General features: G+C 55.6%; 30 protein-coding genes, 3 tRNA genes, 1 rRNA gene and 1 riboswitch. Of the genes, 8 read left to right on the forward strand and 26 right to left on the reverse strand.

The window, feature by feature from the left end; all coding sequences use genetic code 11:
* The 8 genes from cobI to KQI26_RS07510 all read right to left on the reverse strand — a co-directional run bounded on the left by cobI (nucleotide 1) and on the right by KQI26_RS07510 (nucleotide 6,844).
* Entirely contained in the window at nucleotides 1–690 is a 690-nt protein-coding gene (gene cobI / locus KQI26_RS07475; protein WP_216503928.1) for a precorrin-2 C(20)-methyltransferase, read from the reverse strand.
* A complete protein-coding gene (cbiD, locus tag KQI26_RS07480) occupies nucleotides 687–1,823 on the reverse strand; it encodes a cobalt-precorrin-5B (C(1))-methyltransferase CbiD (protein ID WP_216503929.1) in 1,137 nt (378 codons plus the stop codon). The genes cobI and cbiD overlap by 4 nt, the downstream gene beginning before the upstream one ends.
* Nucleotides 1,824–1,859: 36 nt before the next feature.
* Nucleotides 1,860–2,645: a sirohydrochlorin cobaltochelatase gene (locus KQI26_RS07485; RefSeq protein WP_216503930.1), complete on the reverse strand. Its 786-nt coding sequence runs from the start codon at nucleotides 2,643–2,645 to the stop codon at nucleotides 1,860–1,862.
* A complete protein-coding gene (locus KQI26_RS07490) occupies nucleotides 2,624–3,469 on the reverse strand; it encodes an energy-coupling factor ABC transporter ATP-binding protein (RefSeq protein ID WP_216503931.1) in 846 nt (281 codons plus the stop codon). Before KQI26_RS07490 ends, KQI26_RS07485 begins: the two co-directional genes overlap by 22 nt.
* 1 nt (nucleotide 3,470) lies before the next feature.
* Nucleotides 3,471–4,394: a cobalt ECF transporter T component CbiQ gene (gene cbiQ, locus KQI26_RS07495; protein ID WP_216503932.1), complete on the reverse strand. Its 924-nt coding sequence runs from the start codon at nucleotides 4,392–4,394 to the stop codon at nucleotides 3,471–3,473.
* A 66-nt stretch (nucleotides 4,395–4,460) separates the two neighbouring features.
* Nucleotides 4,461–4,760, reverse strand: a complete 300-nt coding sequence (locus KQI26_RS07500; RefSeq protein WP_118427658.1) for an energy-coupling factor ABC transporter substrate-binding protein — start codon at nucleotides 4,758–4,760, stop codon at nucleotides 4,461–4,463.
* Nucleotides 4,757–5,512, reverse strand: a complete 756-nt coding sequence (locus KQI26_RS07505) for an energy-coupling factor ABC transporter permease (protein WP_216503933.1) — start codon at nucleotides 5,510–5,512, stop codon at nucleotides 4,757–4,759. The genes KQI26_RS07500 and KQI26_RS07505 overlap by 4 nt, the downstream gene beginning before the upstream one ends.
* A gap of 157 nt (nucleotides 5,513–5,669) precedes the next feature.
* A riboswitch (cobalamin riboswitch) is annotated at nucleotides 5,670–5,862 on the reverse strand.
* 58 nt (nucleotides 5,863–5,920) lie between these two features.
* On the reverse strand, nucleotides 5,921–6,844 hold the full coding sequence (locus tag KQI26_RS07510; protein ID WP_216503934.1) for a DMT family transporter: 924 nt from the start codon (nucleotides 6,842–6,844) through the stop codon (nucleotides 5,921–5,923).
* Between the two features lie 182 nt (nucleotides 6,845–7,026).
* Here KQI26_RS07510 and KQI26_RS07515 point away from each other — a divergent pair, with 182 nt between their 5' ends.
* The 3 genes from KQI26_RS07515 to KQI26_RS07525 all read left to right on the forward strand — a co-directional run bounded on the left by KQI26_RS07515 (nucleotide 7,027) and on the right by KQI26_RS07525 (nucleotide 8,251).
* Complete coding sequence (locus KQI26_RS07515; protein WP_216503935.1) at nucleotides 7,027–7,278, forward strand: hypothetical protein; 252 nt, start codon at nucleotides 7,027–7,029, stop codon at nucleotides 7,276–7,278.
* Between the two features lie 259 nt (nucleotides 7,279–7,537).
* A complete protein-coding gene (locus tag KQI26_RS07520; RefSeq protein WP_216503936.1) occupies nucleotides 7,538–7,807 on the forward strand; it encodes a hypothetical protein in 270 nt (89 codons plus the stop codon).
* A 6-nt stretch (nucleotides 7,808–7,813) separates the two neighbouring features.
* Nucleotides 7,814–8,251: an ImmA/IrrE family metallo-endopeptidase gene (locus tag KQI26_RS07525; RefSeq protein WP_216503937.1), complete on the forward strand. Its 438-nt coding sequence runs from the start codon at nucleotides 7,814–7,816 to the stop codon at nucleotides 8,249–8,251.
* On the opposite strand, the gene KQI26_RS07530 is transcribed toward KQI26_RS07525, so the two are convergent.
* From KQI26_RS07530 to KQI26_RS07550, 5 genes are all read right to left on the reverse strand, one after another.
* Complete coding sequence (locus tag KQI26_RS07530; RefSeq protein WP_216503938.1) at nucleotides 8,242–9,522, reverse strand: dihydroorotase; 1,281 nt, start codon at nucleotides 9,520–9,522, stop codon at nucleotides 8,242–8,244. The two genes, KQI26_RS07525 and KQI26_RS07530, sit on opposite strands and share 10 nt — an antisense overlap.
* A gap of 70 nt (nucleotides 9,523–9,592) precedes the next feature.
* A tRNA-Ser gene (locus KQI26_RS07535) sits at nucleotides 9,593–9,682 on the reverse strand.
* Between the two features lie 142 nt (nucleotides 9,683–9,824).
* Nucleotides 9,825–10,340 carry a GNAT family N-acetyltransferase gene (locus KQI26_RS07540; RefSeq protein WP_216503951.1) on the reverse strand — a complete coding sequence of 172 codons (516 nt, stop codon included), beginning with the start codon at nucleotides 10,338–10,340 and terminating at the stop codon, nucleotides 9,825–9,827.
* 54 nt (nucleotides 10,341–10,394) lie between these two features.
* Nucleotides 10,395–11,066, reverse strand: a complete 672-nt coding sequence (locus KQI26_RS07545; RefSeq protein WP_253292724.1) for a hemolysin III family protein — start codon at nucleotides 11,064–11,066, stop codon at nucleotides 10,395–10,397.
* A 142-nt stretch (nucleotides 11,067–11,208) separates the two neighbouring features.
* Nucleotides 11,209–11,817, reverse strand: coding sequence for a TetR/AcrR family transcriptional regulator (locus tag KQI26_RS07550; RefSeq protein ID WP_216503939.1), 609 nt, complete (start codon nucleotides 11,815–11,817; stop codon nucleotides 11,209–11,211).
* Between the two features lie 156 nt (nucleotides 11,818–11,973).
* On the opposite strand from KQI26_RS07550, the gene KQI26_RS07555 reads away from it, so the two are divergent.
* Together KQI26_RS07555 and KQI26_RS07560 are read left to right on the forward strand one after the other, a co-directional pair.
* Complete coding sequence (locus KQI26_RS07555) at nucleotides 11,974–12,834, forward strand: DegV family protein (RefSeq protein WP_253292725.1); 861 nt, start codon at nucleotides 11,974–11,976, stop codon at nucleotides 12,832–12,834.
* 96 nt (nucleotides 12,835–12,930) lie between these two features.
* Entirely contained in the window at nucleotides 12,931–13,731 is an 801-nt protein-coding gene (locus KQI26_RS07560) for an RNA-binding protein (protein WP_216503940.1), read from the forward strand.
* Between the two features lie 162 nt (nucleotides 13,732–13,893).
* On the opposite strand, the gene rpsT is transcribed toward KQI26_RS07560, so the two are convergent.
* Nucleotides 13,894–14,154, reverse strand: a complete 261-nt coding sequence (rpsT, locus tag KQI26_RS07565; RefSeq protein ID WP_216503941.1) for a 30S ribosomal protein S20 — start codon at nucleotides 14,152–14,154, stop codon at nucleotides 13,894–13,896.
* A gap of 140 nt (nucleotides 14,155–14,294) precedes the next feature.
* On the opposite strand from rpsT, the gene gpr reads away from it, so the two are divergent.
* Nucleotides 14,295–15,173 carry a GPR endopeptidase gene (gene gpr, locus KQI26_RS07570; RefSeq protein ID WP_216503942.1) on the forward strand — a complete coding sequence of 293 codons (879 nt, stop codon included), beginning with the start codon at nucleotides 14,295–14,297 and terminating at the stop codon, nucleotides 15,171–15,173.
* Nucleotides 15,174–15,303: 130 nt separating this feature from the next.
* Nucleotides 15,304–16,317: a stage II sporulation protein P gene (gene spoIIP, locus KQI26_RS07575; RefSeq protein WP_216503943.1), complete on the forward strand. Its 1,014-nt coding sequence runs from the start codon at nucleotides 15,304–15,306 to the stop codon at nucleotides 16,315–16,317.
* A gap of 80 nt (nucleotides 16,318–16,397) precedes the next feature.
* Here the strand turns inward: spoIIP and KQI26_RS15325 are convergent, their stop codons facing one another.
* The 7 genes from KQI26_RS15325 to KQI26_RS07610 all read right to left on the reverse strand — a co-directional run bounded on the left by KQI26_RS15325 (nucleotide 16,398) and on the right by KQI26_RS07610 (nucleotide 21,806).
* On the reverse strand, nucleotides 16,398–17,057 hold the full coding sequence (locus KQI26_RS15325; RefSeq protein WP_253292726.1) for a hypothetical protein: 660 nt from the start codon (nucleotides 17,055–17,057) through the stop codon (nucleotides 16,398–16,400).
* 135 nt (nucleotides 17,058–17,192) lie between these two features.
* Nucleotides 17,193–17,663 (reverse strand): peptidylprolyl isomerase, encoded by a 471-nt coding sequence (locus tag KQI26_RS07585; protein WP_253292739.1) that lies wholly within the window; start codon nucleotides 17,661–17,663, stop codon nucleotides 17,193–17,195.
* Nucleotides 17,664–17,814: 151 nt separating this feature from the next.
* Nucleotides 17,815–18,681 carry a polyphosphate kinase 2 family protein gene (locus tag KQI26_RS07590; protein WP_118427690.1) on the reverse strand — a complete coding sequence of 289 codons (867 nt, stop codon included), beginning with the start codon at nucleotides 18,679–18,681 and terminating at the stop codon, nucleotides 17,815–17,817.
* Between the two features lie 78 nt (nucleotides 18,682–18,759).
* Nucleotides 18,760–19,557 (reverse strand): metallophosphoesterase, encoded by a 798-nt coding sequence (locus KQI26_RS07595; RefSeq protein WP_216503944.1) that lies wholly within the window; start codon nucleotides 19,555–19,557, stop codon nucleotides 18,760–18,762.
* A 26-nt stretch (nucleotides 19,558–19,583) separates the two neighbouring features.
* Nucleotides 19,584–19,862, reverse strand: a complete 279-nt coding sequence (locus tag KQI26_RS07600) for a DUF1294 domain-containing protein (RefSeq protein WP_118748273.1) — start codon at nucleotides 19,860–19,862, stop codon at nucleotides 19,584–19,586.
* A 66-nt stretch (nucleotides 19,863–19,928) separates the two neighbouring features.
* Nucleotides 19,929–20,759 carry a 16S rRNA (adenine(1518)-N(6)/adenine(1519)-N(6))-dimethyltransferase RsmA gene (gene rsmA / locus KQI26_RS07605; protein ID WP_253292727.1) on the reverse strand — a complete coding sequence of 277 codons (831 nt, stop codon included), beginning with the start codon at nucleotides 20,757–20,759 and terminating at the stop codon, nucleotides 19,929–19,931.
* 60 nt (nucleotides 20,760–20,819) lie between these two features.
* A complete protein-coding gene (locus KQI26_RS07610; protein ID WP_216503945.1) occupies nucleotides 20,820–21,806 on the reverse strand; it encodes a 3D domain-containing protein in 987 nt (328 codons plus the stop codon).
* Between the two features lie 621 nt (nucleotides 21,807–22,427).
* On the opposite strand from KQI26_RS07610, the gene KQI26_RS07615 reads away from it, so the two are divergent.
* Nucleotides 22,428–23,390: a hypothetical protein gene (locus KQI26_RS07615; RefSeq protein WP_216503946.1), complete on the forward strand. Its 963-nt coding sequence runs from the start codon at nucleotides 22,428–22,430 to the stop codon at nucleotides 23,388–23,390.
* Between the two features lie 180 nt (nucleotides 23,391–23,570).
* On the opposite strand, the gene KQI26_RS07620 is transcribed toward KQI26_RS07615, so the two are convergent.
* The 5 genes from KQI26_RS07620 to rrf form a co-directional block, all read right to left on the reverse strand.
* Entirely contained in the window at nucleotides 23,571–24,260 is a 690-nt protein-coding gene (locus KQI26_RS07620; protein WP_216503947.1) for a DUF4230 domain-containing protein, read from the reverse strand.
* Nucleotides 24,261–24,496: 236 nt separating this feature from the next.
* Nucleotides 24,497–24,838 (reverse strand): HAD hydrolase-like protein, encoded by a 342-nt coding sequence (locus tag KQI26_RS07625; protein WP_216503948.1) that lies wholly within the window; start codon nucleotides 24,836–24,838, stop codon nucleotides 24,497–24,499.
* 357 nt (nucleotides 24,839–25,195) lie between these two features.
* A tRNA-Ile gene (locus KQI26_RS07630) sits at nucleotides 25,196–25,272 on the reverse strand.
* A 45-nt stretch (nucleotides 25,273–25,317) separates the two neighbouring features.
* Nucleotides 25,318–25,393 (reverse strand) — tRNA-Asn (locus KQI26_RS07635).
* 11 nt (nucleotides 25,394–25,404) lie between these two features.
* Nucleotides 25,405–25,521, reverse strand: a 5S ribosomal RNA gene (gene rrf, locus KQI26_RS07640).
* Nucleotides 25,522–25,653 lie beyond the last annotated feature (132 nt).

Here is a 25,653-nt window from a genome sequence, read left to right on the forward strand (position 1 = left end):
TCACTCCTTTATTACAATGGTGGTGAAATAGCCGGCTTCGGGAATGCCCTCCGCCAGATCCCGGCAGACCTTCTCATCGGGAAGGCCGCAGTTCTGCACCAGGGAGGCCTTGTGGGAAAGCCCCAGCTTGTCCAGGGTCTCCCGCACCTCCGGCAGGCTTTTCCCCGATTTCATCAGCACCTTGGTGCCCGGTAGGGACAGATGCTCTTCCAGATTGCCATGGCCGCCGGGAATGATGTGCAGCGGCTGGCGCATGACGGTAAGGCTCTGCTGCAGCAAAGCCGCCACGGCGCAGAAGCTGGGCACGCCGGGGATCACTTCTGTCTCATACCCCGCCTCTTTGATGATCTCCAGCAGATAGCTGAAGGTGGAATAAATGGACACATCCCCCAGATTGAGCATGGCCACATCCTGCCCCTGATCCAGGTATTCCATCACAGCCCGGGCCTGGGCCCTGTGGCTCTCTTCCAGCTTTTGCTTGTCCCGGGTCATGAGAAATTCCAAAGTGAGGATGGTCTTCTGGGAAAGATCCACCGCTCCCCGGGCAATGTCCAGAGCCAGTGTCTTTTCTCCACGGGTCTCGGGAGCGGCGATCACCGGGCAATGCTCCATAGCCCGGATGGCCTTGAGGGTCAGAAGCTCCGGATCTCCCGGGCCCACACCCACTCCGTAAAATGTACCTTTTTTCATTCTTTTTCCTCCATCAAGCCCAAAATGCCTTTCACCTGAGAGGTCTCTCCCAAAAAGCCCTGGATGTTATTGTAAATAATAGCGCCCACCGAAAAGTTCCCCGCCGCCCGTCTTTCCAGATGGTATTGGATCTTATGGAGCAGGGTCTGCCGGACTTTTTCCCACAAACCCGCTTTCTGCAACAGCTCCAGAGCGCCATCGGTGGTGGCCGCTTCCATGATCTGCCCGATGAGGGAGGGTTCTCCCCCAGCCAGCGCAGCGTGAGCAGCCAGGATCTCCATGCGGCAGTCGGCCAGACGGGAATGGGTGTCCATCACCCCGCCGGCCAGTTTGACGAATTTCCCCAGATGCCCCACCAGCAGCACCTTTTCATAGCCATACTGGGCGCAGTAGTCCAGGCTGGCGCCGATGAAATTGGCACATTTCACCTGAGGCCATGGGGGAAGAGGGGCATAAGTACGGATAAATGCTTCCCCGTAATTTCCCGGGGTGAGGATCAACTGTTTCTCCCCCTGAGCCCGGTGCATCCGGATCTCCACTTCGATGCTCTTGCGCAAAGCCTCCAGGCTCTGGGGCTCCACAATGCCGCTGGTTCCCAGCACCGAAAGTCCTCCCACAATGCCCAGGTTGGGGTTGAAGGTCTTGGCGGCCAGTTCCTCTCCCTGGGGAATGGAAATAATGGCCTCCAGGCCGCACACCCGCTCCCCTTCCTCCAGCACCTGGGAAAGGGCCTGGGTGATCATCTGCCGGGGCACCTGGTTGATGGCGGCTTGTCCCATCGGCTGGTTCAGGCCGGGCTTTGTCACCCGTCCCACGCCCTTTCCGCCATCCACCTGAATCCCTTGGGGAATGGGACGCACCTGGGCAAAGATCAGAATGCCGTCGGTGACATCGATATCGTCTCCGGCGTCCTTCCGCACGGCGCAGCGGGCAAAGTCTTCTCCCACTTCCAGTTCTTCCACTGGGGCGGAAACCTCCACCCCTTTTGGGGTGAGCAAAGTGGCTTTCTCCGGCCGCTCATGAAGCAGCAGCGCCCGGGCCGCCGCCTGGGCCGCCAAGGCAGCACAGGTGCCGGTGGTATAGCCGCAGCGCAGCTTTTTGCTCCCTTCCTGGCGGTATAATTCAAGACCCATGGCGCTCCCCTCCTTTTTTCGGCAATTTCTATTGTACTATGCCTGCTCCCCGGTCTCAAGAAGTTTTCGGCAATGATCCACATAGATTTGCCGGACGGCGGGAATTTCACCCATCCCACGCAGAGCGCAACGCACCGTGAGCCCGGCCGCTTCAAACAACGCCTTCCAGCTGTCTTCTTCCCCGGCCATGTCGTTGCGGGCGTGGTCCCCGGCCACCAGCATCATGGGAGCCATCAGCACCCGACGGAATCCGGCCTTTTGCACCTGCTCCAGCACATCCTCTCCCCGGGGCCAGCCCTCCACAGTGCCCACAAACACATCCCTCCGGCCCAACAGGTGAAAAATATAGCCGATGGCCGGATAGGTGGCGTTGGCCGGATGCTCAGTGCCGTGGCCCATAAAGACCAAAGCCTCCCCCTCTTCTGTAGAAAAGTCCTCCAGCAGCGCTTCGGCCGCTCGGCGGCAATCGTCCATGTCATAGAGCAGCGGACGGCCCAGGACCACCCTTTCAAACAATCCCGCTTTTTCGGCCACCTTCTGGGAAAGGGCATGGTATTCCTCTCCGCAGATCAGATGGGTGGGCTGGATATACAGGGTCCGTACCCCCTGAGCGGCCAGCTGCTCCATGGCTTCCTCAGGGGATGGCACCTGCTCCCCCCGCTTCGCCAGAATGCGGCGGATGGTGGGGCTGGTATAGGCCCGGTGGGCCGGGAGATGGGGGAAGGCCCGTTTCAGTTCTTCCTCCAAAGCACCGATGGTCTTTTTCCGTGTTTCCTCCACGCTGGTTCCAAAGCTGACGATCAGCAGTGCGGTCTGTTCCATTGTTTTTCTCCTTTGATCCGTTGTTCCAATTCCTCTATGGTGCGGGGCGGATGCTCCTCCATCCCCAGGGCCCGGGCCGTCCGAAACAAAAAGGGCGGCCGCAAATGGGCTTGTTCCAATAGTTCTTCTTGCTTAAAAAGTTCCCAGGGAGGCAAATCGGCCAGAAGCCGGCCTTTTTCCATCACCAGGCACCGATCGGCCCACCCATAGGCAAAGTCCACATCGTGGGTGGCCACCATCAGGGTCAGTCCCTTCTGGTGCAGCTTTTCCAGCAGCCCTTCCAGTTCCCAGGCTCCCTGGGGATCCAAAGCAGCGGCCGGCTCATCCAGCAGCAGCACTTTTGGCTCCATGGCCAGCACACCGGCAATGGTCACCCGCTTTTTTTCGCCGCCGCTGAGATATTGGGGCGCTCTTTCCTCGAACCTTTCCAGTCCCAACTGAAAAAGAGCATCCTCGGCCCGCTTTCTGGCTTCTTCCTGGGAAAATCCCAGATTCAATGGCCCGAAGGCCACATCCCCCAGCACCGTAGGGGCAATAATCTGCTCATCCGGCTGCTGGAAAACGATGCCCACTCCCTGCCCCAAGGCCAACCGGTCCCGGCGCTTGCGGCAGTCCATGGGCTGTCCCTCATAGATCACTCGTCCCTTTTGAGGGTGGAGCACGCCGTTGCAGCAAAGAAACAGGGTGGATTTTCCTGCTCCGTTGCCTCCCAGCACAGCAATACGCTCTCCGGCTCTGACCTTGAGAGAAAGCCCTTCCAAGGCAGGGGCATCCCCGCCGTAGGAATAGCAAAGGTCCTCCAGCTGCAATATGATCTGTTCCATGTTACCTCCCCGGCCAAAAGACCGTGATCCCCAGGGCTGCAAGACCCAAAGCGGCCCACAGGCCATGACGGAATCTCACAGGCTTTTTCTCCTGAAGAAAACAGAAAGTGCCGTCATACCCCCGGCTCTCCATGGCCTGCCAGCTCCGCTCGGCCCGCAAAATGGCGCCCCCCAGAAGGCCCTGGGCCACCAGAGCAAAGCTCTGCACCTTTCTTCCAAAGCGGCCCTGCCCCATGCGGGCCTGGGCGGCCTGATTGCGCCGCTGTCCCTCCTCCCACAAGAGGAAGAGGAAACGGTAGATCAAAAACATCAGCTCCAGCACCACCTGGGGCACATGGATTTTTTCCAGACAGTGGATGACCTCCGGCAAAGGGGTGGACAGGCTGAGGAAATACAGACAGCTCACTCCACCCATGGCCCGGCAGAAGGTCAACATGGCGTCCTGCCGTCCCGCTGCCGTGGCCGAAAGCCATACCGGCCCCAGAGGGATGTCCAGAAGCCCTATCGGAAAGTGGGAAAGGTGAAAAATCATCACCAGGGCACTCAAAGCGATGAAGGACAAAGGCAGCGCCAGAAAGGAAAGATATCTTCTCACCGGCACCTTTCCCTTCCATACGGTGACCCCGCCCAGAACCAGCCCTGCCAGCAACGGCGGCCAGGGGCTTTTGGCCCCGGCACAGAGAAAGAGGGCCCCCAGAGAAAACAGGATCTTGATCCCGGGATGCACCTTGCCCAAAGGGGAACGCTGGGCCAGCTGATCAAAGGACACCGCTCCATGGTGACTGTGCTCGCCGTGTCCCAAAAGGAAAAACGCCAGCAACGCTGCCGCAATCCCCATGGCCAGGGCGTAGTTCCCCGGCAGGCTGCCCCAGGTGAACGCCAGCGTCAGCACAAAGGCCAGAAGGCCCCAAAGCACCTTTTTCACCCTGAATACTTTCCCCCTTTCACGCACTCCAAGCCCTGCCGCAGGGCAGGGCTTGGAAAGGGACGCTTATTGAGATGCTTCATCATTCCGGTATTTTTTCCGGGCGGCCAGCCAGCCGAAGCCAAAGCCCAGCACCCCGGCGCCCAAACCGGCCTGGAGACAGAAGAGCAGGCTCTCGGTCTCTCCGCCAGGCGGCTCCAGAATGCTCTCGGCCCAGGGCTCATAGTCCGGGTCCACTTTTTGCACCGCTTCTTCGGCTGCTCCGTCAGCGCCGCCGAACTCACTGTTTTTCACCATCACCAGAGGAAAGACGGCGATGAGGGCGCACAGCAGAAGCAAAAGTACTGCGATCACACTCTTTTTCATTTTGTACCCTCCTCACATCTTCTCCGGGCCAGATCCCGCAGTTCCGGCTGGGCATAATGATCCAGCCCCATGACCACTACCACGGTGACGATACCCTCAATGATGGCCAGCGGCACCTGGGTCAGGGCAAAGATGCCCATAAACTCCACGGTGGAGCTCCACACCCCGCCTGCGCCGGGATGGGAAAGGCCCAGCTGGAAGCTGGTGACGCAATAGGTGAACAGATCCCCCAGCATAGCGCCCAGGAACACCGAAATTTCCCGCTTCACGCCCATTTTCTGGCACAGTTTCCACACCCCGTAGGTGAGGAAGGGTCCGGCGATAGCCATACTGAAGGTGTTGGCCCCCAGGGTGGTCAGGCCACCGTGGGCCAGAAGCAGCGCCTGAAACAGCAGCACAATGATACCCAGCACCGCCATCACCGAAGGCCCGAAGAGCATGGCTCCCAGACCGGTGCCAGTGGGATGGCTGGAAGAGCCGGTGACGCTGGGGATCTTGAGAGCCGACAGCACGAAGGCATAGGCCCCGCACATAGCCAGAAGCAACAGAGTCTTCCGGTGATCCCGGGTGATGTTTTTGATGCGGATGGCGCCCCATACCAGAAAGGGCAGACAAATGACGCCCCAGGCCACACAGTGGCTGGGGGGCAGGAATCCCTCCATAATGTGCATCGCGCCTGCCTGCCGTGTTACACCGGCACCCAGGGCCATGAACAAAGAGAGACTCAGAGCCAGTTTTTCTCGTTTGCGCATGACAATTCCTCCTTTTTTTCTCGGCGGTCTCCGGCACAAAAAAAATGCCTTTTCCCTGGGGAAAAGGCATAAAAAGACCAAAGTGCCAAAGCACCGCCCTTGTTACGCCAGCCAAGGATTCCGTTAGCTGTGTAATTTGCCGCGCACCGCAAAGCGGCCCGGCTATGTATCAACAGGTAGGTCTTCTGGCTCAGGCGTCTTTGCCCTTTCCGCCTTCCCGTGTGTAACCACAGTGACATTCTGGAAAAGGGCTCGGCCATTACAGCGGCGGTCCCGCGTGGGAATTGCACCCAGCTTACCTATTCTCGCCGGAAAAATTTTCCTGGCGCACCGGTTGATCTTTGCCCACGATAGTTTACACCCTCCGCCCTTTTTTGTCAACGAAAAAGAGCGAGGGGTGCTGCATTCTCATTTCTCTTCCTGACGCATCTGCTTCACAAGGCGCGCCTGACGGCGATCCTCTTTGGAGGGCAGTTCGGAAATGATGATGGAAGTGACGATGATCACTCCCCCGGCCACCAGGTTGGTGGTCAGCGGTTCATAGCCCATGACCACCGATGCGATACAGGCAAACACCGACTCCAGAGAAAAGATAATAGCGCACCGGGAGGGCTCCACATTTTTCTGGCCCACGGTCTGGAAATAACCTGCGGCCAATGTGGCCAGAAACACCACCAGCAAGGTGGGGATCAAAGCGGCCTTCACATCTACGCCCTGGAAGGTGACTTTTCCCGTGACAAGGGCCGTAATAAAGGAAAGCACACAGGTGGTGGCCTGGGGCAGGAAGGTGAGCACTTTGGAAGGCAGCTGGCTGCTGAACCGATATAGGAAGGTCATCTGCAAAGCAAACAGCAAGGCCGACACCAGGGTCAGGCCATCGCCAAAGGAAAGGGAAAAACTCTCTCCCGGCACTCTGGTGAGCACATAAAGCCCCAGGAAACACAGGGCCGCGCAGGCATAGATCTTCTTTTTGGGCTTCTGCCGCAAAAGGGCCCACACCACAAAGGGAGTGAGCACCACATAGGATGTGGTGATAAAGGCGCTGTTAGAAGGCGTGGTCATGCCCAGAGCGATGGTCTGCACCAGCATGGCGGCATAGAGAAAAAAGCCCACCGTAAGGCCCATAAGCACTTGACGGAAGGTGAGTTTCTTCACTTCCTTGCCGCAGAAAGGCAGCCAGATCAGTGAGGCCAGCAAATACCGAAGAAACAGGAAAAAGCTGCTGTCCAACCCGGCGTTCAATGCATCTTTCACCCATAAAAAAGACACGCCCCATAAAAAGGCGGTGCCGATGAGCATCAGATTGAAGAGCCATGCGTTTTGGTGTTTCATGTTGTTTGATCCCCTTTTCCCGGAAACCCGGGGAAAATTTGCCAAAAGGCATTATATAGAGATAGTATCATGTTCCCCTGCCTTCTGTCAAACAGCACCAGGGACGCCGAAGGCCTGTGACGCATACAATAAGGTGAGCGCTCCCCTCGGGGAAGCGCCAATTCAAATGGGATGGTGAGAGTATGAGAAATCATTGCCAAAGAAATTGCTGCTCCTGCTGCCGCTCCTGCGCCCCCCAGATCCAGACCATCTGCACCTGCGCCCGCTATGTGGATGTTCCCATGAGCATCTACAATGGCAGCGGATACACAGAACTGGAGTGCTGCCAGGATACCCTGGAAGCGCTGCAGGAAATCTCCAGCACCCTTCAGCGCATGGCCCCCGCCGAAAATTGCTGCCAGCACAACTGCTGCCACAGTTGGCGTTCCTGCTGATCCCCCGGGGGCTTTGACCCCCGGATACATCCTTTCTCATTCTGTCCCTCCCAGCCGTGGCGGCACAGCTTGTGCCGCCACGGCTTGTACATATAAAAAAGTGGCCCAAGGGCCACTTTTTTATATGTTGCAAAACCTGTACGCTGCCGGTGATCCTCAGGCCTCTGTCCTGTTTATGGGACAGTAATTATGCTATTGTGAAAGAAAGGAAACCTTTTCCTTTCTTTCCATTTCTTTTCATCTGTAGGGAGGGAGCACCATGGATCGGAAAACCAACTCTTGCCGCCCGCGGCGAAGCCGGGAGCGAGGAAGCTTTCTCACACCCCAGGACCGACGGCAGATCGACCGGCGGCTTTCGGCCATGCTGGCCCTTTTGGAAGGCGGCGAAGGGGCGCTGATGTTCGACGGCGAACCCTTGAACAGCTCCACCCGCCGTCTGCTGGTGTCCAGTCTCCGCCGGCAGCTGGAAGTGACCAAAGCCCTGGCCAAGGAAAAATTCACACCGAAAAAATACCGAAGGATGAGGTGAAGTCCTATGGTCCACCAAATCGTTTCCCGTCTGGTGCGCCGCTATGGCACCCGGGACCCCTTTGAGATCGCCCGCCTGCGCCATATCATCCTGATCACCGAGCCTTTGGGCTCCATCCGGGGCTATTACAGCTGCAGTTACCGGCACCAGGTCATCCATCTCAACAGCAATCTGGAGGAAAACCAACTGCGCTTCACCTGCGCCCATGAACTGGGCCATGCCATCCTCCACCCCAAGGCCAACACGCCCTTTCTCCGCCAGAACACCCTGTTCCCCATCAGCCGCTATGAATGGGAGGCCAGCCGCTTTGCCGTCTGCCTGCTCATCGACGACAGCACCCTGGAGGAATACGACGGCTGCACCATCCCTCAACTGGCCCAGGCCTTCGGGGTCAGCCCTGAGCTGATTGCCTACCGCTTAAAGAAAAGACCGCCTCAGTCCTGATGGGCATAGACCACCTTCCCCTGGCAGATGGTGTATTTCACCCGGCCAGTAAGGCATCTGCCCAGGAAGGGAGTATTTTTGCTGCGGGAACGCAGCTCTTCTTCGGTCACTTCCCAGCTTTCGCATGGATCAAAGAGCACCAGATCGGCCGGGCCACCGGCGGCCAGATACCCGGCGTCCAGATCATACAGGCGGGCCGGCGCCAGGCTCATTTTTTCCATCAGCTGCACCAGGGTCAGGTGTCCCTTTTCCACCAGTTCCGTGATACCCAAAGCCAAAGCGGTCTCCAAACCGATGATGCCGCTGGGGGCCTTCCACAAAGGCTCTGTCCCCTTCTCTTCCTGAGAGTGGGGAGCATGGTCGGTGGCGATCATGTCAATGGTGCCGTCTTTCAGTCCTTCAATCAATGCCTGCCGGTCCTCCTCTGTGCGGAGAGGCGGGTTCATCTTGGCCATGGCCCCATGCTGGGCCACCGCTTCTTCGGTGAGGGTAAAGTGGTGGGGGGTGACTTCCGCCGTCACATGGGCCCCCAGGCTTTTGGCCAGACGCACCATGGCCACGGCGTTTTTGGAGCTGATGTGCTGAATATTCACTTTGGCTCCGGTATCCAGGGCCAGCATACAGTCCCGGGCCACCAAAGAGTCCTCCGCCACGGCCGGAGAGCCGAAAATTCCCAGGCGTTCCGAGGCTTTGCCCCGGTTGATGCCGTTTTCGCCGATAAAGGCCGGGTCCTCTTCATGGAAGCTCAGGGGTTTGTGCAGCTTTCTTCCCCACTCCATGGCTTTGCGGCACAGGCCGCTGTCCAGGAGAGGAATGCCGTCGTCGGTGAATCCCGCCGCTCCGGCCTGGCACAGTGCTTCCAGGTCGGTAAGCTCTTTTCCCGCCATGCCCTTGGTGATGCAGGCGGCCGGGAGCACATGGATGCCGGTCTTTTTCCCCTCTTCCCGCACATACTGAAGCGTCTCCACATTGTCCACCGGGGGCTTGGTATTGGCCATGGTGATCACCGTGGTAAAGCCGCCCTTCTTGGCGGCCTCCGCCCCGGTCTGGATGGTCTCCTTGTGGGTCTGTCCCGGATCGCGGAAGTGGACATGCACATCGATCAGCCCCGGGGCCACGCACAGTCCCCGGGCGTCGATGACCGTCTCCCCTTCCTGTTCCGGCAAACCATTTCCCATGGCGGCCACCTTCCCCTCCTCCAGGAGGATGTCCATCACCTGATCCAGTCCGCTGTCCGGACACAGCACTCTGGCCCCTTTGATTCGCAGCATACCCGTTTCCGCCTTTCTCTTTTTTTGGAATAGATAGCAAAAAAGACACGCTGGACAGCGTGTCTTTTCTTGGCGGAGAAGGAGGGATTTGAACCCTCGCGACCCTTTCGAGCCCTACTCCCTTAGCAGGGGAGCCTCTTCACCACTTGAGTACTTCTCCACAGCCTGATGGCTGCACTCATGAGTGCCTTTATATCCTATCATGTCTCACCGATTTTGTCAAGGACATTTTCTTCCCTCTCCCAAGATTTCCTCAGAAGAGAGGTGCGCCGCTCTTCAGCGGCCGCAAACTCTTTGATCCCTTATCTCCATTCCCGGCTGAGGATGCGCATCATCACAAAATCACTGTACGCACCTTTATAATAATAGGCCTCTTCCAGAACGCCTTCCTGCCGGAATCCCATCTTTTTGTAAAATTTCAATGCACTGGTGTTCCGTGCTGCCACTCCAATGGAGACACGGTGCATTTTATACTCATGAAAAGCCAGATCCAGCATGATCTCCATGGCTTCCGTGCCATATCCTTTGCGCTGCATTTGGGGGTCGGGGATGATGATGGTCAGGTCGGTCTGATGCCAGGCCGGAAACATCCGCAGCAGACCGGTCTCGCCCACAATGCGCCCCTCCCCATCGGTGATGGTGAACCAAAGGGAATCTTCGGACCTGTGATCGACGGCGATCTGCCGCTTTACTTTTTCTTCGTCCGCGGGCTTTTCAAAGCCACACTGAAACATAACCTGAGGCTGGTTGAACCAATGGGCAAAAAACGGTGCATCCTCTTCCCTTTGTTCCCGCAGAATGATCCGCTTGCCTCTGATTTCTTTCTTCGTGGCTTTTCATCGCCTTTCCCCACTTTGCAAAAATTCTCTTTCTCAGAAGGTGGTGGGGATCACATAGAGCAGGATGCTCAGATAATGGCACACGCTGCCGGCCAGCACGAAAAGATGCCAGATGGAATGCATATAGCTGCGGTGGATCACATAAAAGACGATGCCCACGGTGTAAAATACGCCGCCCAGGGCCAGCAGCACCAATCCATTCCAGGCCAGCGATGCCATCAGCGGCCGGATGGCCAGCACCACCACCCAGCCCATCGCTACATAACACACCATGGAAACACGGCTGTATTTCTGCACATCGATAGCGTTGAGCACCACGCCCACAATGGCCGCCCCCCACACCACGGCGAACAGAGTCCACCCAAAGGCTCCCCGCAGGGTGATCAGCGTATAGGGGGTATAGGTTCCGGCGATGAGCAGGAAAATGGAACAATGGTCCAGCACCTGCAACACACCCTTCACCCGCCGGTTGGGGCAGGCGTGATACAGAGTGGAAGCAAGATACAGGGCAAACAGGGAGAAAGAATAGACGATGGAACTGCTCACCGCCCAGGCATCCCCATACAAAGCCGACAGTACGATCAAAATACCAAAGCCCACACAGGCCAGGGCCACCCCCACCCCGTGGGACACCGAATTGAATATCTCCTCTCCCAAAGTATAATGGGGAAGATATTCTTTTGCCTTGTCCATTCTCATTTCCATATTCGGCTCCTTTCCAACCACACAAAACGCAATAAATAGTTTTAAAAACCAGATGATGAAATCAACACAATTATATTATCACAGTTCCCTGCCGATTCCAATGGTTTTTTGAACGAAAGAAGCCGGCTGTTTGTAAATTTTTTTATATCATCGGCGCCCGAGAGGATTTGAACAGCTGATAGGCCATTTTGAATTCCTTTTCCATGGCCTGCATCAGGGAAAAAGAATAGTTATGGAAGGCCCAGTCGATGACAATGCCCCGAAAATGGCGGACACAGAAGGTGGTGACCGTTTCGGCGTCATACTGCCGGGACAGGATCTCCTTCTCCTGGGCCTCCATGACGAAGTGAAGCACCATCTGATAGATGATCCGCCCGGTGTCAAAGGGCTTTTGAGCGCTGATGGCCAGCATGTTCTGATAATACCGGGCCGTGAGCTCACCCTGGTTCTCTTCCATATATTCTGCATACGCGGTGAAAATAATACGCAAAGCGGAAAGACTGCTGTGAAAAGGCCGGGTCTCCAGCTGCTGCCGGATGTAAAGATCCAACTGCTGGCCGCCTTTTTCCAGCATCTCCTCCTTGGAGCGGAAATGATGATAAAAGGCCCCGGTGGTCACCCCAGCCTCCTTGCAGATATCCCGGATGGGCACGGCGTCATAGCCATTCTTCCGCATCAGCTGCCGGGCCGTTTCCAAAATCTTTTGTTCTGTCTCCTGGCCCTGGGCTTTCCGCTTCTCCCGATATTCCATCAAGGGTCCTCCCTTTCAAAAGAATTGACAACAATGCCGTCGGTCTGTATAATGAGTATATCACATAACGCTGTTATGTTCTTCTGTTTTTATTATACTTGCGACGAATTTTTCCGTCAACCGGCCCTTTGGGCTTTTGGAAAGGCGTGTGCTCATTTGAATCCTCAAAAAATCGCGGTGCTCACCGACTCCTGCGCCGACATCTCCCCGGCCCTGGCCCGGGAGCGAGATATTTTTGTGCTGCCTCTGAAGATCATTTACCCGGACAAGGAATATTCCGACGGAGTGGACATCACTCCCCAGGAGATCTACCAGCGGATGCCTCAGGCTCTGCCCACCACCTCCCTGCCCGACGGCGGTACACTGCTTTCCCTGCTGGATGAAATCAAGTCCCAGGGCTTTGAAAAGGTCATTGCCATCTGCCTGTCCGCCGGTCTCAGCGGCACTTATAATATGGTGCGCCTGATGGCGGAAAATTACGAAGGCCTCCAGTGCGCCGTGTTTGATTCCAACAGCGGCAGCCTGGGAGAAGGCTGTCTGGCTCTGGAAGTGACCAACCGCCTGGCCCAAGGGGCCAGCTGGGAAGAGCTTTTGTGCCTGGTGCCCCGCCTGCGGGAAAACACCCAGGTGATGTTCAGTCTGGACACCCTGGAATACCTGCAAAAGGGCGGCCGGATCGGCAAGATCAGCTGCATTGCCGGTACCATGCTCCAGATCAAGCCCATCATCTCCTTTGCCCCTGACGGCCAGCTAGCCAGCATCAGCAAAGTGCGTGGCCGGTATCGGTCCATGGACGAGATGGCGGAACGCATCCGGGCCATGGTCCCCACCGACGGCACCCCCTACACCCTGGCCACCGCTCACGGCGGCTGCCCCGGGGATCTGGAATATCTGAAAAACAAACTCCACGACGAAATCGGCTGCGCCACTCATTATTATGAAGGGGAGATCGACTGCACCCTTGGCGTGCACACCGGCCCCCATCTTATTGGCTGCGGAATTCAGATTTTAGAGTAACTGCAAAAAGCGCCTTTGGGCGCTTTTTTGCTTTTTCCCCTAGGAGTATGCTATAATCCCTGATGAATATTTTAAAACACACAGGAGGGATGGCCTATGCCAGCCAAACGGGAAGAGCTGCTGTCTCTGGCCCAGCAGCCGGAGGACCGGCTGCTCATCAGCCAGCTATGGGATAAAATGAGCCAGGCGGAAAAATATTTCCAGCCGGCCTGCACTCCTTTTCTCGATCTGCGCCAGCAGAATCTGTGCCGCACCGCCATGGAGCGGATGGGAAACCAGGGCTTTTTCCTCTATGGCGGCTATCCTCAGGCTGAGCGGCGTCTGGCCCTGTTCCTTCCTGACTATATGGAGACCCCGGATGACATTCCCTTGGAGGACAATCCCATCTGTGCCCTGCGGGCCATACCCCGGGGCGGCGTGGAGCTGAACCACCGGGATTACCTGGGTTCCCTGATGGGGCTGGGCATCCGGCGGGAGATGGTGGGGGACATTCTGGTCTCCCCCCAAAGCGCTGACATTTTGCTGACGGCGGAAATGGGTGAGTATGTGCGTCACAACCTGGAAAAAGCAGGCCATGCCTCCATCGTCATGGAACCGGTGGCCCTGGAAAACCTGCTCATTCCGCCCCTTCAGTTCAAAACACTGCGGGACACCGTGCCGTCCCTCCGCCTGGATGCAGTGCTCACCGTGGCCTTCTCCCTCTCCCGGGGAGAGGCGGCGGAATGTATCCGCCGGGGGCTGGTGCAGGTGGACGGGGCCGATGCACTCAAAGGGGACAAACCGGTGCCCGAAGGGGCCCGCATCTCCCTGCGAGGCAAAGGCAAAGCCATCCTGGCCCAGATCGGCGGCCTTTCCAAAAAAGGGCGCATCCAAATCGAAGTACACAAGCTGATTTAAAGAAAAACACCGTTGGAATTTTTCCAACGGTGTTTTTTACTTATACTCCCACCCCACTATAAAGGGCAACAGGAAAATGAATGAAATCGCTTCTCTTTTTTTACACAGCAAAAAGGGCCGGGAACAAATCCCAGCCCTGGAAGATCGTCAAAATCCCACTGCTTATTTGGTGGCGGCGTTGACCTTCTTCGCCAGCGCGCTCTTTTTTCTCGCGGCAGTATTCTTGTGCAGAATACCTTTGGCAACAGCCTTGTCCAGGCAAACCACGGTGGCCTTATACGCCTCCTGGATGCCGGTGCCCTGCTGAATGGCACTGTCGAACTTCTTCAACTGTGTCTTCATCGCTGTCTTCGCGGCGCGATTTCTCTCGTTCTTTGTCTTATTGACCAGCACGCGCTTCTTCGCGGACTTAATATTCGGCAAAATCATGACCTCCTTACCTCAGATATTCATAGCATTGCTTATTCTATCATTTTGCGGCGGCAAATGCAAGTGTTTCTCACACAATTTTTGCATATTTCTTTTCTGTGGGAAACACTAAGAGAAAAATGGGAGGAAAAGCGATGGAATCGAGACGCACAGACCTGGCCCTGGAGGCCCGGGAACTCTATCAGGAGCAGACTCTTCGGGAGCCGCCAGGAGTGGACTGGAAGGAAGAAGAGCAGGACGGCATCCACATGACAGAGGTGCACATCCGCACCCCGGAGGGGGCCCAGGAGATGGGCAAACCCCAGGGCCGCTATATCACTTTCCAGCTGGGAGAAAACTGGGAGCGGGAGGATCACACCATCGCCGCCGCTTCCTCCCTTCTGGCCCGCCAGGTGCGCCGCCTGCTGCCCTCCCAACCGGAAAGCGTGCTCATCGTGGGGCTGGGCAACCGCCACCTCACCGCCGACGCCCTGGGGCCGCTTTGCACCGAAAAGATCATCGTCACCCGGCATTTGAAAGACACCATGCCCGATGTATTCCGTTCCTTTGCCCGGGTCAGTGCCATTGCTCCTGGGGTGCTGGGGCTCACCGGTGTGGAGACTGGCGAAGTGGTGCTAGGGCTATGCGAAAAGATCCGTCCGGATGCCATCATCGCCATCGACTCGCTGGTGTCCCGGAAGCTCTCCCGGCTCTGCCGCACCATTCAGCTTTCCGACACCGGCATCACCCCCGGCGGCGGCATCGCCCCCGGCCGTTTCCCTTTGGATGAGCAGACCCTCCACACCCCGGTGCTGGCCCTGGGCATTCCCACGGTGGTGGAAGCCCGCACCCTGGCCGCCGATCTTTGCCCCAACGCACCGCCGGAAGAGGAACTGCCTCCCACCTCCCTCATCGTCACCCCCAAAGACATCGATGCCTTGATGGTGAAAAGTGCCAAGATCCTGGGGTATGCCATTGACATGGCCCTGCATACCCATCTGTCTGTGGAGGACATCGAAAGCCTTCTCAGCTGAGGACAAGGCATAAAAAAGCTGCCCGAGCCATAGAATGGTTCCATCAACACCAGGATGGAGGAAGTTTTTCATGGCGCTGGGGCACAGGAACTACAGAAAAATCAGAAGCCGAAACAGACGAAAAAAAGGGATGTGGCCTCTTGTTCTGGCCGCCGTGGGACTGTGGGCTTTCGCCCAGGGATCCCCCTGGCCCGCATCATTTTCCTCCCTCTCCCCGGCCCAAAACGACTTGCCCGTAGAGGATTATTCCCCTTCTGCCGCCCTCCTGCCAGAGGACGAGGCAGGAGATGAAACGGTCTCTGCCGGGGAAGAGGTGAGCGAGGCCGTGCTGCCCCAGGGACAGACCAGCCAAAGCCAAGCCAACATCGCCGCTATCCAGATCCAGGGGGATGACGGTTCCTATCCCGGCGCAGGTACGGTCTATTATAAAAACGCAACCGACTACCAGATCAACATGGAAGATCTGCTGAATCAGAATGTTTCCATTCCCTTTTCCCTGGATGAACCGGCGGTACTCATCGTCCACACCCATGGCAGCGAGGCTTATACCCCTGATGTCGCCAACTGGTACACCCCCACCGACACCGACCGCACCACCGACACCAATTACAATGTGGTGCGGGTGGGCGCTGAAATGGAAAAGATCTTAAACGAAAAGGGAATCAAGACCATCCATGCCACTGTGCTGTGTGACAGTCCTTCCTACAACGGTGCCTATAACCGGGCGCTGGAAGTGATCCAGCAGGCTATCTCTGAAAATCCCTCCATCAAATTTGTCATTGATGTGCATCGGGACGCCATGATCACCTCCAGCGGCAAGAAGTACAAAACCGTAGCCCAGATCGGCGGACGGCAGGCGGCCCAGCTGATGCTGGTGGCCGGCACCGATGGAGGCGGCCTGACCTTTGACGACTGGCCGGATCATCTGGCTCTTGCAGCCAAGATCCAGCAGCAGATGAATGCCCTCTATCCCGGCATCATGCGGCCCATCAATGTACGGGCCGCCCGCTTCAATCAGCATGTGACTCCGGGAAGTATGCTTCTGGAGGTAGGCACCAGCGGCAACTCCCTGGATGAAGCTCTTTACTCCGCTTCCCTCTTTGCCGATGCATTAGGGGATATTTTATTAGACATGGCGAAATAATAAAATTATATATTGCATTTTGTATTGTTTTCCTGTATCAAAAGAGAACTGGGACCAATGGTCCCAGTTCTCTTTTTCTGTCATTTCACCTGTGTGCCGCCCCATTCCACGGCGGTATAGCCCTGCCGGGAAACGGGAGTCAACACCTGCTCCTTCATCTCCACCGGCTCCTGCAGGCCCTTCCAGGCCATAAACACCCGGATCAGGGTATCGGGGGCGGGGTCGATGATCAGAGCGGCCAGGCTGGTGTATTCCTCCTGTTGGAAGGCAATCTGGTTATAGGGGTTCTTCTCCATCAAAGGCAGCCAGTATTCCAGAAAGTCCTGGCGTTCTTTTTCATTCAGCCCCAGAACAGCCAGAGCCTTTTCCAAAAAGGCACCGGTATCCTGGCCAGGCACCACAAAGCCCTCTTCAAACTGGAACTCCTCTTGGGAATCGGCTTCCCAGAACAGATAGGGCCAGGTGCGGCCATCCTCGTCCACCAAGGTGCCGTCCGGATAGGCGGTGACCTGCCATCCATCCTGCAAAGCAGGCTCGGTGACGGTGAATGTACCGGCTGTCAATTCCACATTCACCCTGGTCTCCTGGGCCTTTTCCGGATAGAGGTAAATCACAGGCTTTGCTAAAACCACCTGGCTGGGGTCGGGGGGTGCCAACTGGAGAATGTAAAAAATCACGCCGCCGGCCAGCAGGAAAATTCCCAGCCATTTGACGCATCGGGACAATACATACCGTTTCATGTTCCGCTTCTCCTTTCATCGCGCTAATTCACTATACCATTTTCTTTTTCTTATTGTATCACTTTTCCTGCAGAAATACAAGAGTAACGCCCCGGCGCAAACTGCGCCGGGGCGTTACTCTTATTTCCTATAAAATCAGTCGTCCATTACGATGCTTTCCATCACAGGGGCCTTGCCGCCTGTGAGATACTGCTCCACAATGGCGTCCACTACTTCCATGCTTTCCTCGTCCACAGTGCCGAAAGCGGCATACTGGCCATCCAGGAAGGCAGCGTCATCCAGGGTGATGAAGAACTGGCTTCCGGCGCTGTCATAGTCCTGGGCCCGGGCCATGGAAATGACGCCCCGTTCATGGGAAATGGTGTTATTCACCCCATTGGCCTTGAACTCACCCTTGATGGTGTGTCCCGGCCCGCCGGTGCCATTGCCCTGAGGATCGCCGCCCTGGATGACAAATCCCGGCTCGATGCGGTGGAAGGTCAGGCCGTCATAAAAACCGTCCTGCACCAGCTCCACAAAGTTTTCCACTGTGATGGGGGCCTGCTCGTCGTCCAGCTGAATGTGGATCTTCTCCCCGTTTTCCATGGTAATGGTTGCCTTGTTCATAGAATCCTCTCCTTTGTCCTTCTCCTGATTTTCCTGTTTTTCCTGGCTGCACCCCGCCGCCAAAATCATTCCGGCGGTGCACAAAGCCAGCAGAGCTTTTTGCCATTGGCCTTTTTTCATTCCGATTCTTTCCTTCCCTTTTGCTTGGATCTCAGCACTCTTCCTCCAGCATCTTCCGGCACTGCTGCAGCTGTTCTTCCTGCTCTGGGGGCGGCGCGGGATACTGAGGGTCGATGTCCTTCAGCGTCTCCAGCACCGCCTGGGACAACAGATACCGTGTGTACCATTTGTTGTCCGCCGGCAGCACATACCATGGGCTGTGGGGAGTGGCCGTCTGATTGATGGCCTTTTCATAGGCTTTCTGATATTCTTCCCAATAGGCCCGCTCTTTTACATCGCTTTGGGAAAATTTCCAATTTTTCTCTTTCCGCTCGATGCGCTCCAGAAACCGCTCCTTCTGCTCCTCCTTGGACACATGGAGAAAGACCTTCACCACCCGGTAGCTGTTCTCATAGAGATATTCTTCAAAATGCCGGATCTGCCGGTACCGCTTCTGGAAAAACTCCGGGTCATCCAGGCACCGCTGGGCCATCTGATAACCCTTGTGCAAGGAGTGTACCCGCACAATGAGCACATCTTCATAATAAGACCGGTTGAAAATGGCCATGCTGCCCCGGGCCGGAAGCTGCCGCACGGCCCGCCACAGATAATCGTGGCTCAGCTCCTGGCTGTTGGGCTGCTTGAAGCTGTGCACTGTGATGCCCTGGGGATTGATGGCTCCCATTACATGCTTGATGGCGCTGTCCTTCCCGGCGGCGTCCATGGCCTGAAGCAAAATGACGATGCCTTCCTGCCCCTGGGCATACAGTTTATCCTGGAGCTTTGCGATCTTCTCCATATTGCTCCGGGTCTTTTCTTCGATTTCCTGCCGCTGGAGTCCCAGGCCCTTGGCGCTGGTGGGGGCTTTTTTCAAAGACAGTTCCTGACTGCCGTCATAACGGTAATTCTTTACATTCATCCCCGTTCCCTCCTTTTGGATAGGACGATTGTACCCGATGACAACGGGTAAATGTTGAACGAACTGTAAACACTGGTTTTATTCTCCCTGGGGAGAAAGCTCCAGCACGGTGATCTCCGGCCGGGCGAAAAAGCGGAGGGGCAGTGAGGTCACGCCCAATCCCCGGTTGACATAAACCAGCTCGTCTCCTTTTTCATACAGCCCGGCGGTGTAATTCTCTCCTCCCGGCGGCTTGACCAGGGCCCCGTAAAAGGGCAAACACACCTGGCCGCCATGGGTATGGCCGGCCACCGACAACTGAAAGCCCTGAGTTTCATCGGCATAGTCGGGAGCGTGGGACAGAAGGATGTTGCATTTTCCTTCTTCCTCCAGCCCTTCCACCTGGGGCACGAAAAACAGCAGCTCATCGGCCCCCACGAAGTTCACCGACCCCAGCTGCACATTTTGATTCCGCAGCACCTGAAAGCCCGCTTTCTCCATGATGTCCTCATAGACCCGCTCAGCGCCGCCTCCCACATCGTGGTTGCCCATCACCGCCAGCTTACACGGCGCCTGCAGCTGGGACAACACCCGGCTCACTTCTTCCGGATCGCCCTCATATTGACTGTAATTGTCAAACAGATCCCCCAGGAACACCACGGCCTGGGGCTCCTGCCGGTTGATTTTTTCCACCCATTTTTCCAGATCTTCCGGGCCGAACTCCAGCCCCATATGGGTATCCCCAAAGCAGACCACCCGCATTTTCTCTGTGAGACCCGGAAGGGAGAGCTCCACTTTTTTCACCTGTATCCACCGCGGCTCGATCCATCGGGCATAACAAAGCACCATGGCGCACAACAGCAGCACGGCCAGCACCCGTTTGATCCACTTTCCCAAACAGCTTCCCTCCTTGCTTTCCCGCTTCAAAGGCGGCCTCGCTGAACGGCCATCCACACCAAAACGGCTGCCTGCAAAACCAGAATAGCCGGCACGCCCCAGGTGAATTTTCGGTGCCTGGTCTTATGATGAAAGACCCGCATGGCCAAAAGCAGCCCCGGGCTTCCTCCCAGTGCCGCCGCCAGCAGCAAAGTGCGCTCCCGCACCCGCCAGCGGCCCTGCACCGCTTTCCATTTGTCCACACCACACAAGGCAAAAGCCGTCCCATTGATCAGCAGCAGCCACAGCCACAGAGCCTTGAGCATACCATTCTCCTTTTTTCTTTCCACAGGGCAAAGGGCCGAAGCCACAGATGGCCCGGCCCTCTTTTCTTATTCTTTTTGCAAACGCCTTCCCACAGCCTCTGTGAGACGGGCAAAGTCCTCCAGCCCCAGGGTCTCGCCCCGGGCCTGCGCTCCGATGCCGGCCTCTTCCAGGCAATGGAGCACATCCTCCCGCTCCAGCTGAGGAAAGCCATGGCGCAGGCAGTTGAGCAGCGTCTTGCGCCGCTGGGCAAAGGCCGCCCGCACCACCCGGAAATAAAGCCCTTCGTCCACCGGCCCCAGAGGATTTTCCTCATAGGGCGTGAGAGTCACCACGGCGGAATCCACCTTAGGAGCCGGGATAAAGCACCCAGCCGGTACATCCAGCAAAATGGAGGGCTTTCCGTGGAACTGACAATAGACCGAAAAGGCCCCATAATCCCCGGTGCCCGGTTTTGCACAGATCCGCCGGGCCACTTCCTTCTGCACCATAACGGTGATCTGGGCAAAGCAGCCGCTGTCCACCAAAGCGGTGAGAGCCGGGGTGGTGATATAATAGGGCAGATTGGCACAGGCCACTTTCCGCCCTTCCCCCAGCTCCTCACGGCACAGCTGGGGAATATTTGTTTTCAGAATGTCTCCTTCCACCAGGTGGAAGTTATCAAACTCTCCCAAGGTCTCCTGGAGAACCGGGGGCAGTCTGCGGTCCAATTCCACCGCCACCACACGCCGGGCTCTCTGGCACAGCTCCCGGGTGAGGGTGCCGATGCCGGGGCCCACTTCCAGCACACCGGTATTTTCGTCGATGCCTGCCCCTTGGGCAATGGCTGTGGGCACATGCCTGGCACAGAGGAAATTCTGCCCCAGACTTTTGGAAAAATGAAACCCATGACGGGTCAATATCTCTTTGATGGTGCCGATATCACACAGATTCAGATGGGATCACCCTTTTGATGCGATCTAATCCAGCACATAGACGGTGGCCGTCCGTACGCCGAAATTGATACACTCCCGATAGGTGTTGAAATAAAGGTCGATCTTGTTTCCCTTCACGGCGCCGCCGGTGTCTTCTGCCACCGCCAGGCCGTACATCCAGCTGCCGTCGCTGCCCTGGATGAGCAGGCGGGAGCCCAGAGGGATCACATTTTTGTCCACCGCCACAGCGCCCACACGGGCGATAGTGCCGGAAGCAGTTTTCTTCCAGGTCTTGCCCTCTGTGGTATAAGCGGTGGCCTTCATTTGATACACCTTGCTGTAAGTGTAGTTCTGACCGTTGTATTGTACCATACCTCCGGTGCCGGTTTCAATCACTTCGGTCACCGGCTGGCGAGCAATTTCAGTGCCCAGGCTGGTACGGCTGTATTCCGCTCCGTCCCGGTACTCCACCCGGAAGGTGGTCACCTTTTCACCGGCCTGGCCCTGCTGCACCACCCGGCTCTCCCCATAGGGAAGGGCATCGGTCTCCACCGTCTGGGTGGTATAGGGGATGCTCTCCCGCACTTCTTCATTGCGAACTTCCACCCGGCGCACAGTGATATCGCTGCCCTGGGTCAGTTCCTCTTCGGAGGCCGGATAAACCAGATCCTGCTCTCCCAGAGTGATGCCGGCGTCAGCCAGGATGCTCTGTACCGTGCCGCCGGTGGTCTGCAACATATGGGTGCGGCCATCGGCGGTGATGAGCACCGGGAAGGCCCGCTCCACCTGTACCACTCCAAAGCCCTGGGAAAGGTCTCCGGAGCAGGTGATTTCATCATCAGCCTCCAGTTCGATGCCTGCTGCGGCCACGGCCCGCTGGGGATCACCGGAAAGGGTATAGACCACATGGCGCTCCCCTTCGTCATAAATGACCACCCGCTTGGTGCCCATCATCATGCCGCCCATCAACAGGGACGAGGCCAGGAACATGGAACACATGGGGATCAATCGGCTCTTTTTCTTGGTTTCCATTGGGGAATGTCTCCTTCCATTTCCTCGCGGCCAAGGCCGCGGGCTTTTGGTGCCGTCATCGGGCAAGCTCTGCCCACCCTCTGGCTGGCTCCCCCCGCTTGCGGTCTGCGGGGAATGGCGCTCTGACCATCCGCTGGCCTGTTTGCCAGCTTGAAACCTTCTCCATTGTAACCGATTTGATACCAATTTGCAACTATTTTCTTTCGACCTTCCCCACCAGCGCCGTAAAATATAGGCTTTTCAGGGATATATTCTCCCCTTTTCCCCAGTTATTTATTCTATTTTGCCAAAATATTTCTTACAATTTGTTTCGTTTTTCTTTTATTCCCTTCATTTTACAAGACATTTCTTCATGAAAAATCACCATTTCACCTCTTTTTATAGTTACTTCTTTTGATTCCCTCCTAGTTTTACTCTTTTTGTTATTTTTTGTAACTATTTGTTTTTTCTTTTCCCCGCCAATTCCATCCCTTCAATAGCAATATTGATAATTTTTTAACAATACATTTGGTTATATCGCTGATTTTATCCCGGATATCTTGCTAAAATTTCGGCACATGGTATAATATGGTCAAACAGAATCAGAGAGCGTTGTTCTTCCCCTTTGAAAGGAGGGTCCTTATGTTTCGTATGAAAATGATGAGCAATCGCCGTTTTGTTCCCACCAATTTTATTTTTATTCTGATCTTGGGCTTTCTCTCTCTGGTTTTGTGGGAAACCACCCGCTTCTTTGGCCGGGTCCAGCCGGCCTACGGCCCCTTGATGGTGCTGATGCTGGTGCTCAGCTCCCTGGTGCTTGTCTATTTCGCGGTGAGTTTCATCCTTTACCTGTATGACCACGCCTTTTCTGAACCCTGGAAACGATGGACCGCCATCCTGGCCGTAGGGCTTGTGGTAGTTGTCTATATGGTCTCTTCCTTCGTGGGCATCCTGCCTTCTCTCAACTATGTGCACTGGAGCGAAGACTGGGGAGAAGTTGCCCAGCGGTATTCTTACAGCTTCGCAGACAACGCCAACCCCAACGGTCATATGATCGCCGAAGAGCAGCAGCACAAAGAGGCTCTGCGGGAATATTGGGGCACCTGGAACTGGAAATACCTTCTCCTCTTTGTGGCCGTTGTGGCTGTGTGCCTTGTGGCAGACATTCTGTTTCTTCCACTTCGCGTCTATGCAGCCCGGGAGAAAGGCTATGACAGCGACAGCCTGGGCAACACCGCCGCCAGCGTGGCGCTGCTGTTGCTGGCTCTGATGGGCTTGGCAAAGCCTTCCCTCTACCTGTGGATGGCTGCTTTGCTTTTGGTTCTCCTGGTGATTCGCATCCCCAAGCTGGGAATGAAATATGCATTGCTCTTTACCATCTTCCAGCCCTTTGCCATTCTGGACAGCGGCATGCAGCGGGCCAAGTTCGTTTCCTCCGGAATGTACCTCAGTCCTTTTGTCACCGGCGAAATGCAAGCCCGGATGACCGGCTTGCAGCAAACCGGCCATGACGAACGGAACGAAGCATTCCAGGAAGAGCTTCGCATCCGTGACCTGGCTCAGGAAGGCCAGAAAAAGCGGAACAAAGAAAACAACCAGAAATAACACGATAAGCAAAAAGCCCTGGGAGAATTTTCTCCCAGGGCTTTGTTTTGCGCTGTGCAGCAGAGGCTCAGGCGGTGATGAACAGAATGAAGTAAAAGATCACCACAGCGGCCGCCAGAATCCCCAGCGCGTATAAAATCCCTCTCACAAAGCTTTTCACTGACTAGCACTCCTTTCCGTTTAGGAAAAATGGATCTCGTATTTTTCCAAATCAAAGCCTTTGGCGAAAAAGGCTTTCAGAATGGTTTTCGCATTACTTTCAGCGTTTTCCAAAAGCCCATTTGCAACGGCATCTTTTTCCGCCGTTTCCTGCAATTTCTTCATGGCGGCGTTGTTTTCCTCCAAGGTGATGGGACGGAAAATACTCTCTTTCTCATAATACACTTTGAAGGAATCCAAATCGATCTCGTTGCTGAGAATCTGGACTTCCGGCAATTTGACTTCAATGGTCTTTGTTTCCTCGTCCACACTCCACTGGATCTCCCCAAAGTCATAGCCAGCCTTGATCTCCACATCATAGCTGTAAATATATTTGCTCTGGGTGAAGGGAATGGAAATGCCAAAGAATTCCCGATTGGCTTCGGTCATGCTGATTTCGGTGCAATAAGCCGACTGTGTAGCCATCTCGCCGATGTCCTCAAACCCCAGCTTGCTGGTATCGCTGTAAATACTCATCTGATCCCGGATGGCCAGCCAGAAGAAGGGGCCGCCCACGGCTATGGCCACCACCAGGATAAACAGTATCAGCAATTTGGGGTGGCGCGCAAGCCAGCGGAAAAATCCTTTGATTTTTCCTTTCTTTTTTTTCACCGGTTCCTGCGTCTGCACAGGCTGCGTCTGCTGGTTGCTCACTTGTTTTTGCTCGTTCATATTTTTGCCCTCCGTTTTGAAGATTTTCATAACAGAGTCTGCAAATTTCGCGGAGGGGCTCTGTCATGTTTCTCCATTGCTTTCCCATTATACCAGTTGCCATGGAGCAATGCGACACAAAAAGACAAAGTTTGCAAAATTTTTTCAGCAATACAAAAAAACCGCAAAACGCCAGATTTTTCACGCATAACAAAAGGACAGGGATCTTTCCCTGCCCTTTTGATTTTTCTTCTGTATTAGTGTTTTTCCATTCCCAGCGCCTGAATCAATGCCGGAAGCTGGGACAAATTCCGGATGACAAACTGGGCCCCGGCCTGGCGGAACCCGATCTCCGCTTTGCGGTAAACATCCTCCTGGACCTCAGTGGACAACTGCTGGTATTCCTGCTGGCTCAACCCCAACTGAGAGCTTCCTTCCACCACTCCCACCGTCCAGACACCGGCCTGGACGCCTTCTCTGATATCGGAGATGGTATCCCCCACTTTTACTACATTCTTCACAGAGGACAAACCCAACGCCTGCATATTGGCGAAAATCATATAGGGATAGGGTATATTGAGTACACCCTTCGGGATCATTCAAAATGCAATCGGCTACCTTCTGTTCCGATGGCCGAAGGGACGAATATGCACTTTTTACCCGATCCAAAACCTGTATATCCCGCCGCATGAAAACCTCTCCTTGTTTTGTAACAAACTTACACAGCCACTGAATTTTCCAAAGCCCATTCTTACAAAACCCCATCCATCTGTTTGTAAGAACTACAAAAATTTTTTTGTTTCTTTTTTCTCCAGTTTCCTTTTTCAAAGTGGAGTAGTAAGTTTATCAAAAATGTGTAAAAGGAGAGTGTGACAGGCTGTAAGCGGCTTGTAAAACCCTCGGTGTTTTGCCTGAATAAGAAAAAAGACACGCCAAATGGCGTGTCTTTTGGTATCTGGTGGGCCTTCAGGGACTCGAACCCGGGACCGTCCGGTTATGAGCCGGATGCTCTAACCAACTGAGCTAAAGGCCCTTGCTATGGAAAAAGCCGCCGCATTTCTGCGGCGGCTTTCGCTCTTGGCTCCTCCTGTCTGGCTCGAACAGACGACCCTGCGGTTAACAGCCGCATGCTCTACCGACTGAGCTAAGGAGGAATATAATACGGAGTAAGCACCGACCTATTTTCCCAGGCCGTCGCCAGCCAAGTATCTTCGGCACTCGTGAGCTTAACTTCTGTGTTCGAAATGGGAACAGGTGGACCCTCACGGTCATCGGCACTTACTTCGTATTTCTTTATTGCACTTTCATTGACAAAAGCACAATGAAAACTGAACAAGGAAGGAAATCCGGAAACGAGGTTGCCCAATATTTAGGTCAAGCCCTCGGCCTATTAGTATCAGTCGACTGAACACAT

It is taken from the genome of Intestinimonas sp. MSJ-38 (assembly GCF_018917925.1).
In the GTDB taxonomy this organism is placed as follows: Bacteria; Bacillota; Clostridia; order Oscillospirales; family Butyricicoccaceae; genus Pseudobutyricicoccus.

Bases quoted from the DNA above. Each gene is read 5' to 3' on its own strand.
- KQI26_RS07585 (WP_253292739.1), bottom strand. From the start codon at position 17,663: ATGAACAAGGCAACCATTACCATGGAAAACGGGGAGAAGATCCACATT.
- gpr (WP_216503942.1), top strand. From the start codon at position 14,295: ATGGAATCGAGACGCACAGACCTGGCCCTGGAGGCCCGGGAACTCTAT.
- cobI (WP_216503928.1), bottom strand. From the start codon at position 690: ATGAAAAAAGGTACATTTTACGGAGTGGGTGTGGGCCCGGGAGATCCG.
- KQI26_RS15325 (WP_253292726.1), bottom strand. From the start codon at position 17,057: ATGAAACGGTATGTATTGTCCCGATGCGTCAAATGGCTGGGAATTTTC.
- KQI26_RS07545 (WP_253292724.1), bottom strand. From the start codon at position 11,066: ATGGAAATGAGAATGGACAAGGCAAAAGAATATCTTCCCCATTATACT.
- spoIIP (WP_216503943.1), top strand. From the start codon at position 15,304: ATGTGGCCTCTTGTTCTGGCCGCCGTGGGACTGTGGGCTTTCGCCCAG.
- KQI26_RS07610 (WP_216503945.1), bottom strand. From the start codon at position 21,806: ATGGAAACCAAGAAAAAGAGCCGATTGATCCCCATGTGTTCCATGTTC.
- KQI26_RS07550 (WP_216503939.1), bottom strand. From the start codon at position 11,817: ATGGAATATCGGGAGAAGCGGAAAGCCCAGGGCCAGGAGACAGAACAA.
- KQI26_RS07530 (WP_216503938.1), bottom strand. From the start codon at position 9,522: ATGCTGCGAATCAAAGGGGCCAGAGTGCTGTGTCCGGACAGCGGACTG.
- KQI26_RS07515 (WP_216503935.1), top strand. From the start codon at position 7,027: ATGAGAAATCATTGCCAAAGAAATTGCTGCTCCTGCTGCCGCTCCTGC.
- KQI26_RS07520 (WP_216503936.1), top strand. From the start codon at position 7,538: ATGGATCGGAAAACCAACTCTTGCCGCCCGCGGCGAAGCCGGGAGCGA.
- KQI26_RS07560 (WP_216503940.1), top strand. From the start codon at position 12,931: ATGCCAGCCAAACGGGAAGAGCTGCTGTCTCTGGCCCAGCAGCCGGAG.
- KQI26_RS07620 (WP_216503947.1), bottom strand. From the start codon at position 24,260: ATGAACGAGCAAAAACAAGTGAGCAACCAGCAGACGCAGCCTGTGCAG.
- KQI26_RS07625 (WP_216503948.1), bottom strand. From the start codon at position 24,838: ATGATCCCGAAGGGTGTACTCAATATACCCTATCCCTATATGATTTTC.
- KQI26_RS07485 (WP_216503930.1), bottom strand. From the start codon at position 2,645: ATGGAACAGACCGCACTGCTGATCGTCAGCTTTGGAACCAGCGTGGAG.
- KQI26_RS07500 (WP_118427658.1), bottom strand. From the start codon at position 4,760: ATGAAAAAGAGTGTGATCGCAGTACTTTTGCTTCTGCTGTGCGCCCTC.
- KQI26_RS07615 (WP_216503946.1), top strand. From the start codon at position 22,428: ATGTTTCGTATGAAAATGATGAGCAATCGCCGTTTTGTTCCCACCAAT.
- KQI26_RS07590 (WP_118427690.1), bottom strand. From the start codon at position 18,681: ATGAATGTAAAGAATTACCGTTATGACGGCAGTCAGGAACTGTCTTTG.
- KQI26_RS07505 (WP_216503933.1), bottom strand. From the start codon at position 5,512: ATGCGCAAACGAGAAAAACTGGCTCTGAGTCTCTCTTTGTTCATGGCC.
- cbiD (WP_216503929.1), bottom strand. From the start codon at position 1,823: ATGGGTCTTGAATTATACCGCCAGGAAGGGAGCAAAAAGCTGCGCTGC.
- KQI26_RS07525 (WP_216503937.1), top strand. From the start codon at position 7,814: ATGGTCCACCAAATCGTTTCCCGTCTGGTGCGCCGCTATGGCACCCGG.
- KQI26_RS07600 (WP_118748273.1), bottom strand. From the start codon at position 19,862: ATGCTCAAGGCTCTGTGGCTGTGGCTGCTGCTGATCAATGGGACGGCT.
- KQI26_RS07490 (WP_216503931.1), bottom strand. From the start codon at position 3,469: ATGGAACAGATCATATTGCAGCTGGAGGACCTTTGCTATTCCTACGGC.
- KQI26_RS07510 (WP_216503934.1), bottom strand. From the start codon at position 6,844: ATGAAACACCAAAACGCATGGCTCTTCAATCTGATGCTCATCGGCACC.